Annotated in this window: 18 protein-coding genes; 9 read left to right on the forward strand and 9 right to left on the reverse strand. The window is 69.7% G+C overall.

Going from position 1 to position 16122, the window contains the following annotated elements:
- Positions 1-715: CTP synthase (gene pyrG / locus BGO22_RS07210; RefSeq protein WP_286849794.1), on the reverse strand; the 715-nt coding region annotated here is incomplete at its 3' end.
- Between the two features lie 113 nt (positions 716-828).
- On the opposite strand from pyrG, the gene coaBC reads away from it, so the two are divergent.
- Positions 829-2046 (forward strand): bifunctional phosphopantothenoylcysteine decarboxylase/phosphopantothenate--cysteine ligase CoaBC, encoded by a 1218-nt coding sequence (gene coaBC, locus BGO22_RS07215; protein WP_070399926.1) that lies wholly within the window; start codon positions 829-831, stop codon positions 2044-2046.
- Positions 2047-2176: 130 nt separating this feature from the next.
- Here coaBC and BGO22_RS07220 read toward each other — a convergent pair whose 3' ends face one another.
- Entirely contained in the window at positions 2177-2740 is a 564-nt protein-coding gene (locus BGO22_RS07220; protein ID WP_070399927.1) for a hypothetical protein, read from the reverse strand.
- 80 nt (positions 2741-2820) lie between these two features.
- Here BGO22_RS07220 and BGO22_RS07225 point away from each other — a divergent pair, with 80 nt between their 5' ends.
- The 3 genes from BGO22_RS07225 to BGO22_RS07235 all read left to right on the forward strand — a co-directional run bounded on the left by BGO22_RS07225 (position 2821) and on the right by BGO22_RS07235 (position 5637).
- Positions 2821-3816 (forward strand): helix-turn-helix transcriptional regulator, encoded by a 996-nt coding sequence (locus BGO22_RS07225; RefSeq protein ID WP_070399928.1) that lies wholly within the window; start codon positions 2821-2823, stop codon positions 3814-3816.
- Between the two features lie 84 nt (positions 3817-3900).
- Positions 3901-4938, forward strand: a complete 1038-nt coding sequence (locus tag BGO22_RS07230; RefSeq protein WP_139147078.1) for an MBL fold metallo-hydrolase — start codon at positions 3901-3903, stop codon at positions 4936-4938.
- Positions 4939-5046: 108 nt separating this feature from the next.
- Positions 5047-5637, forward strand: a complete 591-nt coding sequence (locus BGO22_RS07235) for a nitroreductase family protein (RefSeq protein WP_070399930.1) — start codon at positions 5047-5049, stop codon at positions 5635-5637.
- A 10-nt stretch (positions 5638-5647) separates the two neighbouring features.
- Here BGO22_RS07235 and BGO22_RS07240 read toward each other — a convergent pair whose 3' ends face one another.
- Complete coding sequence (locus BGO22_RS07240; RefSeq protein WP_286849799.1) at positions 5648-6868, reverse strand: hypothetical protein; 1221 nt, start codon at positions 6866-6868, stop codon at positions 5648-5650.
- Positions 6869-7111: 243 nt separating this feature from the next.
- Here BGO22_RS07240 and BGO22_RS07245 point away from each other — a divergent pair, with 243 nt between their 5' ends.
- On the forward strand, positions 7112-7975 hold the full coding sequence (locus BGO22_RS07245) for a putative selenate ABC transporter substrate-binding protein (RefSeq protein ID WP_070399932.1): 864 nt from the start codon (positions 7112-7114) through the stop codon (positions 7973-7975).
- A gap of 13 nt (positions 7976-7988) precedes the next feature.
- Here the strand turns inward: BGO22_RS07245 and BGO22_RS07250 are convergent, their stop codons facing one another.
- A complete protein-coding gene (locus BGO22_RS07250; RefSeq protein ID WP_070399933.1) occupies positions 7989-9116 on the reverse strand; it encodes a substrate-binding domain-containing protein in 1128 nt (375 codons plus the stop codon).
- Between the two features lie 98 nt (positions 9117-9214).
- Here BGO22_RS07250 and BGO22_RS07255 point away from each other — a divergent pair, with 98 nt between their 5' ends.
- Genes BGO22_RS07255 through BGO22_RS07265 form a run of 3 tightly spaced genes read left to right on the forward strand, consistent with a single transcriptional unit; the run spans position 9215 to position 11489 of the window.
- Positions 9215-9943 carry an ABC transporter permease gene (locus BGO22_RS07255; RefSeq protein ID WP_070399934.1) on the forward strand — a complete coding sequence of 243 codons (729 nt, stop codon included), beginning with the start codon at positions 9215-9217 and terminating at the stop codon, positions 9941-9943.
- Positions 9940-10692 carry an ABC transporter ATP-binding protein gene (locus BGO22_RS07260; RefSeq protein ID WP_070399935.1) on the forward strand — a complete coding sequence of 251 codons (753 nt, stop codon included), beginning with the start codon at positions 9940-9942 and terminating at the stop codon, positions 10690-10692. The genes BGO22_RS07255 and BGO22_RS07260 overlap by 4 nt, the downstream gene beginning before the upstream one ends.
- Positions 10689-11489 (forward strand): ABC transporter substrate-binding protein, encoded by an 801-nt coding sequence (locus BGO22_RS07265; RefSeq protein ID WP_070399936.1) that lies wholly within the window; start codon positions 10689-10691, stop codon positions 11487-11489. The genes BGO22_RS07260 and BGO22_RS07265 overlap by 4 nt, the downstream gene beginning before the upstream one ends.
- Before the next feature lie 11 nt (positions 11490-11500).
- On the opposite strand, the gene BGO22_RS07270 is transcribed toward BGO22_RS07265, so the two are convergent.
- The 5 genes from BGO22_RS07270 to BGO22_RS07290 are packed head-to-tail and all read right to left on the reverse strand — an operon-like array spanning position 11501 to position 14880.
- The gene (locus BGO22_RS07270) at positions 11501-13231 is read right to left on the reverse strand and encodes a SulP family inorganic anion transporter (RefSeq protein ID WP_286849803.1); all 1731 of its coding nucleotides are present in this window, start codon (positions 13229-13231) and stop codon (positions 11501-11503) included.
- 16 nt (positions 13232-13247) lie between these two features.
- Positions 13248-13664, reverse strand: a complete 417-nt coding sequence (locus BGO22_RS07275) for a protein tyrosine phosphatase family protein (RefSeq protein WP_070400114.1) — start codon at positions 13662-13664, stop codon at positions 13248-13250.
- Between the two features lie 9 nt (positions 13665-13673).
- Complete coding sequence (locus BGO22_RS07280) at positions 13674-14105, reverse strand: YeeE/YedE family protein (protein ID WP_070399938.1); 432 nt, start codon at positions 14103-14105, stop codon at positions 13674-13676.
- Between the two features lie 11 nt (positions 14106-14116).
- The gene (locus tag BGO22_RS07285; protein ID WP_070399939.1) at positions 14117-14554 is read right to left on the reverse strand and encodes a YeeE/YedE family protein; all 438 of its coding nucleotides are present in this window, start codon (positions 14552-14554) and stop codon (positions 14117-14119) included.
- A gap of 14 nt (positions 14555-14568) precedes the next feature.
- On the reverse strand, positions 14569-14880 hold the full coding sequence (locus tag BGO22_RS07290; protein WP_286849808.1) for an ArsR/SmtB family transcription factor: 312 nt from the start codon (positions 14878-14880) through the stop codon (positions 14569-14571).
- A 107-nt stretch (positions 14881-14987) separates the two neighbouring features.
- Here BGO22_RS07290 and BGO22_RS07295 point away from each other — a divergent pair, with 107 nt between their 5' ends.
- Positions 14988-15866: an MBL fold metallo-hydrolase gene (locus BGO22_RS07295; RefSeq protein WP_070399941.1), complete on the forward strand. Its 879-nt coding sequence runs from the start codon at positions 14988-14990 to the stop codon at positions 15864-15866.
- Positions 15867-16122 lie beyond the last annotated feature (256 nt).

Genomic DNA, 16122 nt, shown 5'->3' on the forward strand with positions numbered 1-16122 from the left:
CGCCCCATTCGGGCACGTTGCTGAACAGGCTGATCTTGGCGCGTTCCTCGTCGGGGATGCGGCGGTCGGCGCGGCAGAGCAGGGCGTCGGCCTGGATGCCGATGGCGCGCAGCTCCTTGGCGGTGTGCTGCGTGGGCTTGGTCTTGAGTTCGCCGGCGGCGGCGATCCAGGGCAGGTAGGACAGGTGCAGGAAGGCCGAGCTGTTGGGGCCCAGGCGCAGGCTCATCTGGCGCACGGCCTCCAGGAACGGCAGGGACTCGATGTCGCCCACGGTGCCGCCGATCTCGACGATGGCCACGTCCACCGCGTCGGGCGTGCCTTCGCCCGAGCCCTTGCGGATGAATTCCTGGATCTCGTTGGTGACGTGCGGGATCACCTGCACGGTCTTGCCGAGGTAGTCGCCGCGGCGCTCCTTCTCCAGCACCGACTGGTAGATCTTGCCGGTGGTGAAGTTGTTGGACTGGCGCATGCGCGTTTCGATGAAACGCTCGTAGTGGCCCAGGTCCAGGTCGGTTTCGGCGCCGTCGTCGGTGACGAACACCTCGCCGTGCTGGAACGGCGACATGGTGCCCGGGTCCACGTTGATGTACGGGTCGAGCTTGATGAGGGTGACTTTGAGGCCGCGCGATTCGAGCAGCGCGGCGAGAGACGCAGAAGCAATGCCCTTGCCCAGGGAGGACACCACACCGCCGGTGACGAACACGTATTTGGTCATGACTCGGGCCAGCCCGGGGGCTGGCTCAGGTGGGAAATTCCGATTATAGGTGGCCCCTCCCGCTGGGCCCGTCCGCCAGGGCTTCTCGCGGAGCGCTGCTACATTGCGCCTCCATGAGCGATCTCGCGGGAAAACACATCGTGCTGGGCCTCAGCGGCGGCGTGGCCTGTTACAAGGCCGCCGAATTCTGCCGCGGCCTGGTGAAGGCCGGCGCCACGGTGCAGGTGGTGATGACCGAGGCGGCCGAGCACTTCATCACGCCGGTCACGATGCAGGCGCTGTCGGGCCGCACGGTCTACGGCTCGCAGTGGGACCCGCGCGAGGGCAACAACATGCCCCACATCAACCTCAGCCGCGAGGCCGATGCCATCGTCATCGCGCCGGCCAGCGCCGACTTCATGGCCAAGCTGCTGCACGGCCGCGCCGACGACCTGCTCTCGCTGCTGTGCCTGGCCCGGCCGCTGGACCGCGTGCCGCTGATCGTGGCCCCGGCCATGAACCGCGAGATGTACGCCCACCCCGCCACCCAGCGCAACCTGGCGCAGCTGCGCGCCGACGGCACCGTGGTGCTGGGCGTGGGCGCGGGCGAGCAGGCCTGCGGCGAAACCGGCGATGGCCGCATGCTCGAGCCGGACGAACTGCTCTACGAGCTGGTGCGCCACTTCCGGCCCAAGGCGCTGGCGGGCCGGCACGTGCTCATCACGGCCGGGCCCACCTTCGAGGCCATCGACCCGGTGCGCGGCCTCACCAACCGCTCCAGCGGCAAGATGGGCTTCGCGCTCGCGCGCGCCGCTCACGAGGCCGGTGCCCAGGTGACGCTGGTGGCCGGCCCGGTGGCCCTGCCCACGCCGCGCGGGGTTCAGCGGGTGGACGTGATGTCCGCCCAGGACATGCAGCGCGCCGTGCTGGCCAGCGCCGACGCGGCCGATGTCTTCATCGCCGCCGCCGCCGTGGCCGACTGGCGCCCCGCCAGCACGTCCGGCCAGAAGATCAAGAAGGACGGCAGCGGCGAGGTGCCCGCCCTGGCCTTCGTGGAGAACCCCGACATCCTGGCCGGCGTGGCCGCCAGCCCGCGCGCCCAGGCCGGCGCGCTGTATTGCGTGGGCTTCGCCGCCGAAAGCCACGACCTGCTCGCCCACGCCCAGGCCAAGCGCGCGCGCAAGGGCGTGCCGCTGCTGGTGGGCAACATCGGGCCCGACACCTTCGGCCGCGACGACAACGCGCTGCTGCTGGTGGACGAGGCCGGCAGCACCGAGTTGCCGAGCGCCGCCAAGCTGGCCCTGGCGCGCCAACTCGTGAGCGAGATCGCCCGCCGGCTGCCGCGCCGCTGAGCAGCGACTCCGGCGGCCGTGGCGCTCAGGCCTGGATCGCCGAACGCGCGGTGGGTGCGGCTGCCCCTGCTGGCACAGCCGCGCAGCCAGACGAAGTGGTCGGGCGCATCGAGGTCGCGGAACCGGCCCATCACGGCCCTGGCCAATGCTTCCTGCGGTTCGAGCAAGGGTCGGCCGAGGAAGGCGCCTCGCGCTCGAAATCCATGATCCAGTTGACCTCCCAGCTGCGCCCGCCATCGTCGGAGAAGGCCTGCTGCCAGCGCGCCCGCTCGCTGCCCCAGCGCTGCCAATGGAAGCGCACGCGGACCGTGCGTTCCTCGAACCGGTCCTCGCCCTCAAACACACCTTCGCTTCCCTGGAAGCGGCCGACCACCGGGGCGCCGAGCTGTCCCGTCGCGGGGTCGATGCCGCCGCCTTCGTTGGTGACCCAGTAGATGCTCCAGAGGTTGGTCGCGGGGTTGAACAGGCGCAGCGACATGCCCACCCAGCCCGGTTTCCAGGTCGGCGCGACCAGGGTGTCGAAGTTGATCACGCCGCCCGGCAGGTGCTGGTTGGTGGTGGAGGCGGTGAAGGTTTCCCATTCGTCGCTGCCCTGTAGGCGCTGTTTCAGGCGCCGCTGGCGGGTGGTCCAGTGGCCGACCAGGAAATCGAAGTCCTGCTTCGCGCTCGTTGCGCCGGGGTCTGGGGTGTTCATGGTGCGCCTGCCTTGTGGTGATGAAGGAGGGGCGATGCTGGCACCATCAATATGACAAGGGGTGTCATGATTGAGCGGCCATGAAAGCCCACCGCCTGTTGTCCATCCTCATGCTGCTGCAGGCCCACGGTCGTTTGACGGCCGGCGCCATCGCGCGCTCGCTCGAGGTGTCCGAGCGCACCGTCCTGCGCGACATCGATCAGCTCTCAGCGGCCGGCGTGCCCCTGTGGGGCGAGCGAGGCCACCAGGGCGGATTCCAGCTGCAGCCGGGCTGGACGACGCAGCTCACCGGCATGACCGGCGACGAGGCGAACGCCCTGTGGCTGGCCGGCCTGCCGGGGCCGGCAACGGCGCTGGGCCTGGGCGAGGCCGCCGCGTCGGCGCGGCTCAAGCTGATGGCCAGCGTGCCGGCGCCCTGGCGCGACCAGGCGGCCGTGGTGGCCGAGCGGCTGCACATCGATCCCCTGGATTGGTATCGGACCTCCGACACACCGGCCTTCCTTCGGGAAGCGGCGCAGGCCGTCTGGAGCGGCAAGCGCCTGCGGGTCGACTACATGAGCTGGCGCGGCCTGTCGCGGCGGGAACTGGAGCCCTTGGGGCTGGTGCTCAAGGCCGGCGCCTGGTACCTCGCGGCGCGCGAAACCGGGCAGACCGCCGTGCGCACCTACCGCCTGGCCAGCGTGCAGGACCTGGCGCTTCTGGGCAGCGGCTTCCGGCGCCCCCGCGGCTTCGACCTGGCGCGCTACTGGCAGGAGTCGTCGGCGCGGTTCGAGGCCGGGTTGCGGCCGCTGCAGGCCCGGGTGCTGGCGTCGCCCCGGGCGATGGGCTGGCTGGAGCACGAGCGCAACCGTTTCGCCGAGGTGCCGGTGACGCCGCAGGACAGGGCGCCCGACGGCTGGCGTTGCGTCCTGTGGGCGTTGGAGTCGGTCGAGCACGGCGCGCGGCAGATCCTGGGCCACGGCGCCGAGGTCGAGGTGGTGGCGCCGGCGGCGCTGCGCGCCGAGGTCGCGCGGCAGGCCGAAGCCATCCGGGCGCGCCACGCCACACCCCTGGACGGTCTGTCCCGGCCCCGGTGAGCGGTCGACAAGGGCCGGGCGGCGCGCCGTTCCCCGTCGGTCTGGCTATGATCCAAAAATAAGCAACAACTGATGGATACGCCGATGCCCGCCCGCCACCTCCCCACCGATGGCCTCACCCGTCGCCACTGGCTGCGCGCCGGTGCCGGCCTGGCGCTGGGCGCCGCCGGCCTGGCCGCCGTGCCCGAGGCGCGGCTGTTCGCGCAGCAGGTGCGCGACTTCGTGCTCGGCCCGCCCATGCCCGACATCCCCGCGCAACAGCTGTCCCCGCACGTGTGGATGGTGTTCGCCGAGGACGGATTTCCCACCCCGCAGAACCAGGGGATGATGGCCAACGTGGTCTTCGTGGTCACGCAAAAGGGCGTGGTGGTCCTGGATTCGGGGGGCTCGCTGCAGATCGGGCAGATGGCGATCCGCATGATCCGCCGCGTGACCGACCGGCCCGTGGTGGCCGTGTTCAACAGCCATTACCACGGCGACCATTGGCTGGGCAACCACGCCTTCGCCGAGGCCTTCCCCGGCGTGCCCATCCATGCGCTGCCGCACACGCGCGAGCAGATCCTGGGGGCCGAGGGCAATGCCTGGCGCGGCATGATGGAGCGCTGGACCAACCAGGCCACGCTGGGCACGAAGATCGTCGCACCCAACACCGACGTGCGGCCCGGCCAGGTGTTCGACTACGGCGACGTGCAGTTGCGCCTGCACCACCACGGCGTGGCGCACACGCCGTCCGACCTGTGCATGGAGGTGGTGCAGGACCGCCTCACCTACGTCGGCGACATCGCCATGGGCAACCGCATCGCCAACATCGACGACGGCTCCTACGTGGGTACCTTCAAGACCTACGACACGCTCATGAAGGACCTGGGCGAGCAGCTCTGGGTGCCCGGCCACGGCCACGCCAGCCGCGACCTGCTCCAGACCTACGGCGACTTCCTGCGCGGCATTTACGAGCCCTGCCTGAAGGCGGTGAAAGAAGGCCTGCCGCTGGACAAGGCCAAGGGCCTGGTGCTGGCCGATCCGCGCGTGGCCTCGCGCGCGGCGCGCATGCAGGGCTTCGACAGCAACATCGGCAAGTACACCAGCCTGGCGTACCTGGAAGCGGAGAAAGAGGCGTTCTGAGCGCGCTGGCCGGCCCTGAGGGGCCGAGCCCCAGGTTCATGGCCCGCGCCAGCGACCTGCGTTGGCGCACACTCGTGTTCTGACACACCCACCGCACAGCCCGCCGCCATGAACACCCCCCGCGATCCCGCGCCCGCCGACCCGCTTGAGCCTCTGCTGTCGCGCCTGTCGGTTGGTACCAAGTACCTGCGCGAGCCCGCACCCCCGCCCGAGGATCTGCGGCGCATGGCCGCCGCCGCGCTGCGCGCGCCCGACCACGCGGGCCTGGTGCCTTACCGCTTCGCCGTGGTGCGTGGCGAGGCCAGGCAGCGCCTGGCCGACCTCTTCGAATCCGTGGCCCTGGCGCAGGGCAAGCCCGCCGAGCAGGCGCGGCGCGACCGCGGGCGCGCCACCGAACCACCGCTGCTGGTGGCCGTGGTCGCGCGCATCGACGCCGGCCACCCGGTGGCCACGGTGCATGAGCAGTGGATCGCCCTGGGCGGCGCGCTCGCCAACTTCCTGACGGCAGCTCACGCGCTGGGCTATGGCGGCAAGATGCTCTCGGGCAGCAAGGTGCGCGCCGAAGCCGTGATGTCGGCCTTCTGCCGGCCCGGCGAAACCCTGGTGGGCTGGATGGTGCTGGGCACGCCGGTGGGCGTGGGCCAGCCGAAGTTTCACAAGCCTTCGCCGGACGAGCTGCTGGGCGAATGGCCGGGGTGAGGGCCGGGCCTCAGCTGTTGTGGAGGGGGCCCGTGGTGGTGGGCGAATAGACCGGCATCTTGAAATCTTCTTGGGCAGGGGGGAAGTCAAGCCTCTTCGGTAGGTTGTCGGGGTCCAGCGCCAGCTCTTTGTTCACGGCCTGGAGCGTGAGCCCCAGCGCAACGTTGTGCATGCCGGGGTAGCTTCGAGCGATCAGCGCCACGTTCTGCAGCAGCTCCTGCTGCTGTTTCGCATGGCCTTTCAACATGGCCTGCCAGATTTCCGGGATGTTGGCCAATGCCGGTGGTGCGAGGTTTGCCAGCTGGGGGCAGCTCGCAATGTCTCGCGCGATTTCCTGCCGCACTTGCGCAGACTGTGCTTGCACGTATTGGGCCACCCCGTCCGGCAGCGACAGTGTTTGCAGGTGGGCATGCCGGGCGAGGCTCCTGAAGAAGTGCTTCCATTGGTAGAGACCGGCCTGCTGGTCGCCACTCAGATCCAATGACTTGAGTGCGCCGAGTGGTTTGAGGCCGCCGTCCTTGGCTGGTTGGTCGAGCACACCCTGGAGGTTGTCCAGGTCGCGTTCGGTGAGGTGGCAATCGCGCAATTCCAGGCGCTCCATCCGGGGCGCCTTCGCGCAGGCGCTCAACAGCTTGAAGAGCGGCGCGTCTCTGAAGTAGATCAGCGCGTGGCTGGGCTTGTCGCTGCCCATGAGCCTGGCACCGTTCAGGCTCAGGTGCTTCAGGCCGCCACTGTTTTCAACGATCCTGGCAATGGCGGCGAGATGGCTGACCTGAAGAGAAGGCTTTTGCGTTGTCGACCCCTTTGAGGCCGGGAAACCCACATAAGAAAAATCGATGGATTCCAGCTGCGCCTGTTCTTCGAACAGCTTCAGCAGTGAGCTCAATTGCGGAAGTTCCATGTGTGAAAAATCCAGCGCGTTGACCTCATTGCGCAGAAGGTATTGATGGAATGAAAAGAGCTCCAGCAACGCGGCATAACCCTCTTCGCGGAGCTGGCCGCTCAATTTCAGTTCACGTATCCCTTGATTGTTCATTTCGCGAAACAAGGGGGAGAGCTCACAGGCGCTGGATGCGGCGGTGTTGAGGATGTCCATGACCCGCTGGCCGGCGCTGGCCGCAGTCAGCGGGGGGGGCGATTCAGCGGGTTTTTGTGTCGATCCGTTGAACCTTGTCTGGTGGCTTGTCCCGGTGGGCTGGGGATTCGAAATGGCGGCGCTGGTGCGTTTCATTGAGGGATGGGGCGGTGGGTCAGTGGACGGTGGGGGGTCGCGGCCATCTGCGTAACGTCCGCCATTCCGTTTGTTGCAAGGCAGTCGGTCGACGGCCTGACGGATGCCGCGTGGACTAGGATTCGCGGTCCGATGCGCCGCCCGCGCGCCGGGCCCCGCCAGGGCATGCCGCCTTCCTTTCTCGCAAGGCCGCGCCCGTTGCCGCTTCCTTGAGTCCTTTCCTCCCTTCATCAGGAAACCACCATGACCCGCCTTTCCCCGCTCCACCGCTTTCGCAACGCCCTTGTGCTGGGCGTCGGCCTGATAACCGCCGCCGCGCAGGCCCAGCAGGTGTTCCGCGTCACCGCCATCCCCGACGAATCGCCCACCGAGCTGGCGCGCAAGGCCGCGCCGCTGGTGAAGTACCTCGAGGGCGCGCTGGGCATGAAGGTGGAGTACACGCCCGTGACCGATTACGCCGCCGCCGTGGAGGCGCTGGTGAACAAGAAGGTGGACATGGCCTGGTTCGGCGGCTTCACCTTCGTGCAGGCCAATGTGCGCTCGGGCGGCAAGATCATTCCGCTGGTGCAGCGCGAGGAAGACGAGAAGTTCCGCTCGGTCTTCATCTCCAGCGACCCGGCCGTGAAGTCGCTGGCCGACCTCAAGGGCAAGGACGTGAGCTTCGGCTCGCAGAGCAGCACCTCGGGCCACCTCATGCCGCGCAGCTTCCTGCTGCAGGCCAACATCAACCCCGAGAAGGACTTCGCCCGCGTGGCCTACAGCGGCGCGCACGACGCCACCATCGCGGCCGTGGCCTCGGGCAAGGTGCAGGGCGGGGCGCTGAACATCTCGGTGTGGGAGAAGTTCGTGGCCGACAAGAAGGTCGACACGACCAAGGTGCGCGTGATCTTCACCACCCCGCCGTACTACGACTACAACTGGTCGGTGCACGCCGACATGCCCGCCGCGCAGCGCGAGAAGCTCGCCGCCGCGCTGCTCAAGCTGGACCGCGCCACGCCGCAAGGCAAAGAGGTGCTGGACCTGCAGCGCGCCACCCGCTTCGTGCCCACCAAGGCGGACAACTACAAGGGCATCGAGGCGGCCGCGCGCAGCGCGAACCTGCTGTGAGGGCGCGGGCGGCTCAGCCCCACCAGGGCAGCAGCCGCTTCATAGCCGCCACCTCGCCGCAGTGGTCCGGCCGGTAGCCGGGCAGGGCGGCCAGGCGCTCCTGCCAGGCGCGGCTGCGCAGCCGCTCCAGCAGGCGCTGCAGGGGCGGCTCGTCCAGGGTGTTCTTCAGACAGACCAGCAGGTAGCGCTCGTCGGTGACGGGCACGAAGCCCAGGCCGGCGCTGCGCGCCGCGTATTCGGTGCCGAGGCCCACGTCGGCGCTGCCGCTGGCCACGGCGTGCGCCACCGCCGCGTGCGAACGCTCCACGCGCTCGTAGCCGTCCACGTCGCCCGGTGGCAGGCCGGCCTGGGCCAGCAGCTCGTCCAGCAGCAGGCGGGTGCCTGTGCCCTTGGCGCGGTTGACGAAGCGCGCCTGCAGCCGCGCCACGTCGGCGACGTCGCGCAGGCGCAGCGGGTTGCCGGGCGCCACCATCAGACCCTGCGTGCGCCGCGCGAAGCCGATGATCTTGTGCAGACCCGGCTTGAGCAGCGGGCGGTAGGTGCGGGCCGTCAGCGTATTGGCTGCAGCGAAAGGTTGCGTGTGAAAGCCCGCGATCTTGCAGCGGCCCTCGTTGAGCGCGCGGATGGCGTCCACGCTGCCGCAGAACTGCACGTCCAGGTGCAGGCGCTGGGCTTCCCCCTGGCCGCTGCCGCCGGCGTCGCGCGCCGCGAAGTCCACCAGCTCGGCGAGGGCGTGGTCGTGGCTGGCGTAGAGCGTGAGCTGGGGGTGCTCGGCGGCCTCGCCGTCGAGCATGAGCGCGAAGGCGCGTTCGAGCTCGGCGCGCAGGTTCTCCATTTGCGGGCCCAGCCGGGCCTGGGCCAGGCGCTCGGCCGCCAGCAGCTTGTCGCCGAAGGGCGTGAGGCGCGCGGCCTGGCCGCGCTCCCAGAAGATCAGGCCCTGGCCGAGATCGGCCTCCCATTCCTTGAGCTGCCCCCACACGTGGCGGTAGGACAGGCCCAGCTCGCGCGCCGCGCCGGAGATGGAGCCCGAGGCCTTCACGGCGTGCAGCACGTCCATCATGGGGTTGCGCAGCAGGGCCGATCCATTGCCGGCGGGCCGCTCGCGCGTGCTCAGTTGGTACGCCAGCTCGATTCGTCGCATGGTCGTCAAGTGTGCATCAAGGTGTCTTATGCACCAAGGTTCATACCGCGTCAGTACGTAGCGCGGGCAGGTCTCTGGCTCGCTAAGCTCGCCCACATATGAACACCTTTGCCGATAGCGTGGCGACCGCGATCGGGCTCATCCTTTCCGGCGATGCGGGCCTGTGGGCCATCGTGTGGCGGTCGCTGGCGGTCAGCGTCACCGCCACTGGCATCGCCTACGCCCTGGGCCTGTGGCTGGGCGCCTGGCTGGCGGCCGCGCGCTTCGCCGGGCGCGGCGCGGTGCTCACGCTGCTCAATACCGCGCTGGCGGTGCCGGCGGTGGTGGTGGGGCTGGTGGTGTACCTGCTGCTGTCGCGCTCGGGGCCGCTCGGCTTCCTGGGCTGGCTGTTCAACTTCGAGGCCATGGTGGTGGCGCAGGCCGTGCTGGTGCTGCCGCTGGTGACCGCCCTGGTGCGCCAGGCCGTGGAGGACGCCGACCGCAGCCACGGCGAGCAGCTGCGTTCCATGGGCGCGGGCACGCTGACGCGCAGCCTGCTGCTGGCCTGGGACGAGCGCTACGCGCTGCTCACGGTCTTCATCACGGCCTTCGGCCGCGCCATCGCCGAGGTCGGCACCGTGATGATCGTGGGCGGCAACATCGACGGCTTCACGCGCGTCATGACCACCGCCATCGCCCTGGAAACCAGCAAGGGCGACCTGCCGCTGGCGCTGGGCCTGGGCCTGGTGCTGCTGGCCGTGGTGCTGGTGCTCAATGCCCTGGTGTCTCTGGTGCGGCGCTGGCGCGAGCGGCAAGATGGGCTGCTGCCCGTTGGAGCGGCCGCATGAGCGGGGTGCCGCCCACCGCCATCGCCGAGCCGTGTTTCGAGCTGCGCGGCGCCCAGGTGCGCCTGGGGCCGGCGCCGCGCCCGCCCGCGCTGGACGAGGTGAACCTGCGCATCCTGCCCGGCGAGCGCGTGGCCTTCATCGGCGCCAATGGCAGCGGCAAAAGCACGCTGCTGCGCACCCTGCACGGGCTGTTGCCGCTCACGGCGGGCACGCTGCGGGCGCCGGGCGGCCAGCGCGTGGCCATGCTGTTCCAGCGTCCGCACATGCTGCGCATCCGCGCGCTGCACAACGTGGCCCTGGGCCTGTGGCTGCAGGGGCGGCGCTGGGGCGAGGCGCGCACACTGGCGCTCACCGCCCTGCGGCGCGTGGGCCTGGCCGAGCTCGCACAGCGCAACGGCCGCGCCCTCTCGGGCGGGCAGCAGCAGCGCCTGGCGCTGGCGCGCGCCTGGGCCCTGCAGCCCGACATCTGGCTGCTCGACGAGCCCACCGCCAGCCTGGACCCGCACGCCAAGCGCGAGGTCGAGCAGCTCATCGCCGAGTTCACCACCACGCCCGCGCAGGGCCAGCCCACCACGCTGGTGTTCGCGAGCCACAACCTCGGCCAGGTCAAGCGCCTGGCCAGCCGCGTCGTCTACCTGGAGCAGGGCCGTGTGCTCGCCGACCTGCCCGTGCACGATTTTTTCAACGCCGACCTGTTGCGCGCCGTGTGCCCGCACGCCCATTTGTTCGTTCAAGGAGAAAGCTGGTGAAACCCATCCGTTCCGTCCTCACCCTGGCCGCCGGCCTGCTGATCGGCGGCGCCGCGCTCGCGCAGAGCATCGTCGTGGCGTCCACCACGTCCACCGAGCAGTCCGGGCTGTTCGGTCACCTCCTGCCGCAGTTCAAGCAGGCCACGGGCATCGACGTGAAGGTGGTGGCCCTGGGCACCGGCCAGGCGATCGACATGGCGCGCCGCGGCGACGCCGACGTGCTCTTCGTGCACGACAAGGTGGCCGAGGAGAAGTTCGTGGCCGAGGGCTTCGCCGCCAAGCGCCAGGAGGTCATGTACAACGACTTCGTGCTCGTGGGCCCCAAGGCCGACCCGGCCAAGACCGCGGGCAAGGACATCGTGGCCGCGCTCAAGAAGGTTGCGGCGGCCAACGCGCCCTTCATCTCGCGCGGCGACAAGAGCGGCACGCACGCGGCCGAACTGCGCTTCTGGAAGATGACCGGGGGCGACGACAAGGGCAGTGGCTACAAGGAATGTGGCTGCGGCATGGGCCCGGCGCTCAACATCGGCTCGGGCGCCAATGCCTACGTGCTCACCGACCGCGGCACCTGGCTCAACTTCAAGAACCGGGGCGACCTGACGGTGCTGGTGGAGGGCGACCAGCGCCTGTTCAACCAGTACGGCGTGATGCTGGTGAGCGCGGCCAAGCACCCGCAGGTAAAGACCGCCGAGGGCCAGAAGTTCGTGGACTGGGTCACCGGCCCCGCCGGCCAGGCCGCCATCGCCGCCTACAAGATCGGCGGCGAGCAGTTGTTTTTCCCGAACGCCGCGAAGTAAGCCCCGGGCGCTCAGTCGTCCGCTGGCGCCAGTGACACGGCGGCCTGGTGGTGCGTGAGGAACACGCGCCCGCTCAGGCGCTGCAGGAAGTCGCTGCGCTGCAGCTTGTCCATCACCGGGCCTTTCACTTCCGAGAGGTGCAGCTGCAGGCCGGCGTCGCGCAGGCGCTGGTCGATGGCCTCCAGGCTGTCGAGCGCGCTGGCGTCGATGTCGTTGATGGCCGAGCACTGCAGCACCACGTGGCGCAAGGCCGGGCGCTGCGCCACGGCGGCGTTGATGCGGTCCTCCAGCGCGCGCGCGTTGGCGAAGTACAGGCTCTCGTCCATGCGCAGGGCCAAGACCTGCGGGTGGGTGATGACCTGGTGGCGCAGCACGTTGCGGTAGTGCTCGGTGCCAGGCACCTGGCCGACCTCGGCGATGTGCGGCTGGCTGGTGCGCCACAGGTGCAGGGCCAGCGACACGCCCACGCCGGCCACCAGGCCGCTTTCCACGCCCACCGCGAGCGTGGCCACCAGCGTGGCGAGCACGGCGATGAAGTCCGCCTTCGAGTACATCCATGTGCGGCGCAGGATGCCGACGTCCACCAGCGACAGCACGGCCACCACGATGGTGGCGGCCAGCGTGGCCTGCGGCAGGTGGAAGAGGGCCGGCGTCAGCAGCAGCGAGGCCAGCAGAATGCCGACGGCGGTGTACACGCCGGCGGCGGGCGTCTGTGCGCCGGCGTCGAAGTTCACCACCGAACGCGCGAAGCCGCCGGTGACGGGAAAGCCGCCCGTGAACGCGGCTGATAGGTTGCTGCCCCCCAGGGCGACCAGCTCCTGATCGGGCTCGATGCGCTGGCGGCGCTTTGCGGCCAGCGTCTGGCCCACCGAGACCGACTCCACGAAGCCCACCACGCTGATCAGCAGCGCGGGCACCAGCAGCGTTTGCCACAGCGCCAGGTCCCACAAGGGCAGGGTGAATGGCGGCAGGCCCTGTGGCACCGCACCCACGAGCTTGACGCCCCGCGCGCCGCCGTCGACCGCCCAGGTGAACAGCGTGGCGCCGATGATGGCGGCCACCGGCCCGGCCTTGGCCCCCAGCTCGGCCGCGCGCGGCGGCACGCCCAGGCGGCGCAGCAGCGGCTGCAGGCCGCGCCGCACCCAGAACAGAAAGGCCAGGCTGGCCGCGCCGATGCCCAGTGTGAGGCCATGCACCTGGCCGCGTTGCGCCCACAGCGCCGCCAGCATCTCCACCAGGTTGTGCCCGCCGGCCGACACCCCCAGCAAGGTCTTGAGCTGGCTGGCCGCGATCAGCAGGCCCGAAGCCGCGATGAAGCCCGCGATGACCGGGTGGCTCAGGAAGTGCGCGAGAAAGCCCAGGCGCAGCAGGCCCATGGCCAGCAGGATCAGTCCCGAGAGGAAGGCCAGCGTGATCGCCACCGCCAGGTAGTGGGCGCTACCGGCCGCGGCGTGTTCGCCCACGGCGGCGGCCGTCATCAGCGAGACCACGGCCACCGGGCCGACCGCCAGCACGCGGCTGGTGCCGAGCAGGGCGTAGGCCAGCAGTGGCGCCACGCTGGCGTACAGGCCGACTTCGGGCGGCAGGCCCGCCAACTGGGCGTAGGCCAGGCTCTGCGGGATCAGCATGAGCGTGACGATGACCGCCGCGACGGCGTCGCGCAGCAGGGTGTCGCGGCCGTACCCGCGGGCCCAATGCCTCATGGGCAGGTCGGGCCACCAGTGGCGTGTGGACAGGTTCATGGCGGTGTGGCGGCGCTCAGGTCCGCGCTGAGGGTGGGGGCATTCGGCTGAGGTCATAACCCGCGGCGGCGGCCGCCTGCAGCACCTCGGCCCAGGGGCGCTGGCCGGCCTGCGACAGCGCCCAGAGCTGGGTGCTGCGCGTGCCGCTGCGGCAGTACGCGAGCACGGGGCCCTCGGCCTGCGCGAGCGCTTCGCCGAAGGCGCGGCCCTGTGCTTCGTTCAGTTGTCCGGTCACGACGGGCAGGAACACGAAGCGCAGGCCGGCCGCCTGAGCGGCGCGCGCCATGGTCTCGTGGTCGGGCTGGCCGGGCTGCTCGCCATCGGGCCGGTTACAGATCAGCGTGGTGAAGCCGGCGGCGGCGGCGGCGGGGAGGTCGTCCGGCGCGATTTGGGGGGCAACGGACAGGGTGGGGGTGAGGCGTTTGAGGTCCATGGTCATCCTTCAGGTCGTGCGGGTCTTCGCGCTCATGCGCTCCAGCCATTCGAACACGACCATGCCCATGAGCATGGCCAGCACGAAGACAAGACCCTTGACCTCGCCCGCGGCCATGGACACCAGCCCCGGCCCGGGGCAAAAGCCCGCCAGGCCCCAGCCCACGCCGAAGGTGAGGCTGCCCAGCACCAGCCGGCGGTCGATTTCCGTGGCCTTGGGCAGGTACATGCCCGAGCCCAGGAAGCTGCGCGTGCGCCGTTTGGCCACCGCGAAGGCCAGCAGGCCCACGGCGATCGCGCCCCCCATGACGAAGGCGAGGGAGGGGTCCCAGGCGCCGGCCAGGTCCAGGAAGCCCTGCACCTTGCCGGGGTCCGTCATGCCCGACAGCATCAGGCCCAGGCCGAACAACAGGCCGATGAAAAATGCGGAGAGTTTCTGCATGGTTGGTGTCCTCAGATCAGGTGACGGATGACAAACACGGTGGCGAAGCCGGTGGCCATGAAGGCCAGCGTGGCGACCAGCGAACGCGGCGACAGGCGCGACAGCCCACACACGCCATGGCCGCTGGTGCAGCCCGAGCCGTAGCGGGTGCCGATGCCCACCAGCAGGCCGGCCAGCACCACCAGGCCGGTGCTGGCGTCGATGCGCGGCGCGCTCAGCCAGCCCGCGGGCGCCAGCCAGACGAACACCAGCGGCGACACCAGCAGGCCCGCGACCAGGGCCAGGCGCCAGCCGATGTCCCCGGCCTTGGGGTTCAGCAGGCCGCCCACGATGCCGCTGATGCCCAGCACGCGGCCATTGAGCAGGATGAAAAGCGCCGAGGCCAGGCCCAGCAGCAGCCCGCCGGCCAGAGAGGCCCAGGGCGTGAAATTGACCCAATCGATCGTCATGGTGGAAAACTCCTTCAACGGGAACAGAACTGTTGGTACACGGTGCGGATGACGGCCTGCGCGGGTGGGCTGTCGAGGCTGTAGAAAACGTGCTTGCCCTCGCGGCGCGTGAGCACCAGCCCCTCGTCGCGCAACACCGTGAGCTGCTGGGACAGCGTGGGCTGCGTGATGCCCAGCGCGGCCTCGAGTTCGCCCACGTTGTGTTCGCCTTGGGACAGCTGGCACAGCAGCATCAGGCGGTCGGGGTTGGACAGCACCTTCATGAGGCGACAGGCCTCGGCGGCGGCCGATTGCATGTCATCGATGTCGAGCTTGGCAGCAGGCATGGGACACTCCATTCAATGTGCCGTTCATCGGCGGTACGGTCTACACTATATTGACTGATAGATTGTTTGTCAATATATTGTTGTTCACTTATTGAAAGGAGCCTGCCATGTCCGTCGCCACCACCGTCCGGCCCCAGGTCCAAGGGCTGTTCGACCCCGCCACCTGGACCGTCACCTACGTCGTGCACAACGGCCCGGGCACGCCCGCGGCCATCATCGACTCTGTGCTGGACTACGACCCCAAGTCGGGCCGCACGCGCACGGCCTCGGCCGACCAGGTGATCGACTATGTGCGCGCCAACCGCCTCAAGGTCGAATGGATCCTGGAAACGCACGCGCACGCCGATCACCTGTCGGCCGCGCCCTACCTGAAGAAGCACCTGGGCGGGCGCATCGGCATCGGTGGGCGCATCACGCAGGTGCAAAAAGTGTTCAAGGCCGTGTTCCATCTGGAGCCTGAGTTCCGCCTCGACGGCTCGCAGTTCGACCACCTCTTTCAGGAGGGAGAGCGTTTTCGCATCGGCGAACTGGAGGCCGAGGTGCTCTACGTGCCCGGCCACACGCCCGCCTGCGCGGCCTACCACGTGGGCGACGCGGTGTTCGTGGGCGACACGATGTTCATGCCCGACGTGGGCACCGCGCGCTGCGACTTTCCCGGTGGCGACGCCAAAACGCTGTACGCCTCAGTGCGGCGCCTGCTCTCGTTGCCGGGCGACACGCGCCTGTTCATGTGCCACGACTACCCGCCCAATGGCCGCGAAGTGCGCTTCGAAACCACGGTGGCCGAACAGCGCGCGAACAACATCCACGTGCACGACGGCGTGAGCGAGGCGCAGTTCGTCGAGATGCGCACGAAGCGCGATGCCACGCTGGACATGCCGACACTGATCCTGCCGTCGGTGCAGGTCAACATCCGCGCGGGCGAGTTGCCGCCGCCCGAGGCCAACGGGGTGTCCTACCTGAAGATTCCGGTGAACGCGCTGTGAGTCAGCGCGCGGCGAAGGCCTCGGTCAGCGCATCGGCCAGCACCCGCCCAAGCGCCGGCATGAGCCGCTGCGTGGGCATCAGCCGGTGGATGGGCATGTCGGGCGGGCGCAGGCGAGCTGCACATCGACGGCGAGGTCCAGCGCTTCGGCGCCGGCCGGAGCGTGGTGTTGCCGCGCGAGAAGCTGCACCAACTGTTCAGCGTGGGCGCCACGTCCCTGGAGCTGACGGGCGTGTTCGGGCAGACGCCGGTGCCCG

The sequence above is a fragment of the Hydrogenophaga sp. 70-12 genome (assembly GCF_001897365.1).
Classification (GTDB): domain Bacteria; phylum Pseudomonadota; class Gammaproteobacteria; order Burkholderiales; family Burkholderiaceae_C; genus Hydrogenophaga; species Hydrogenophaga borbori.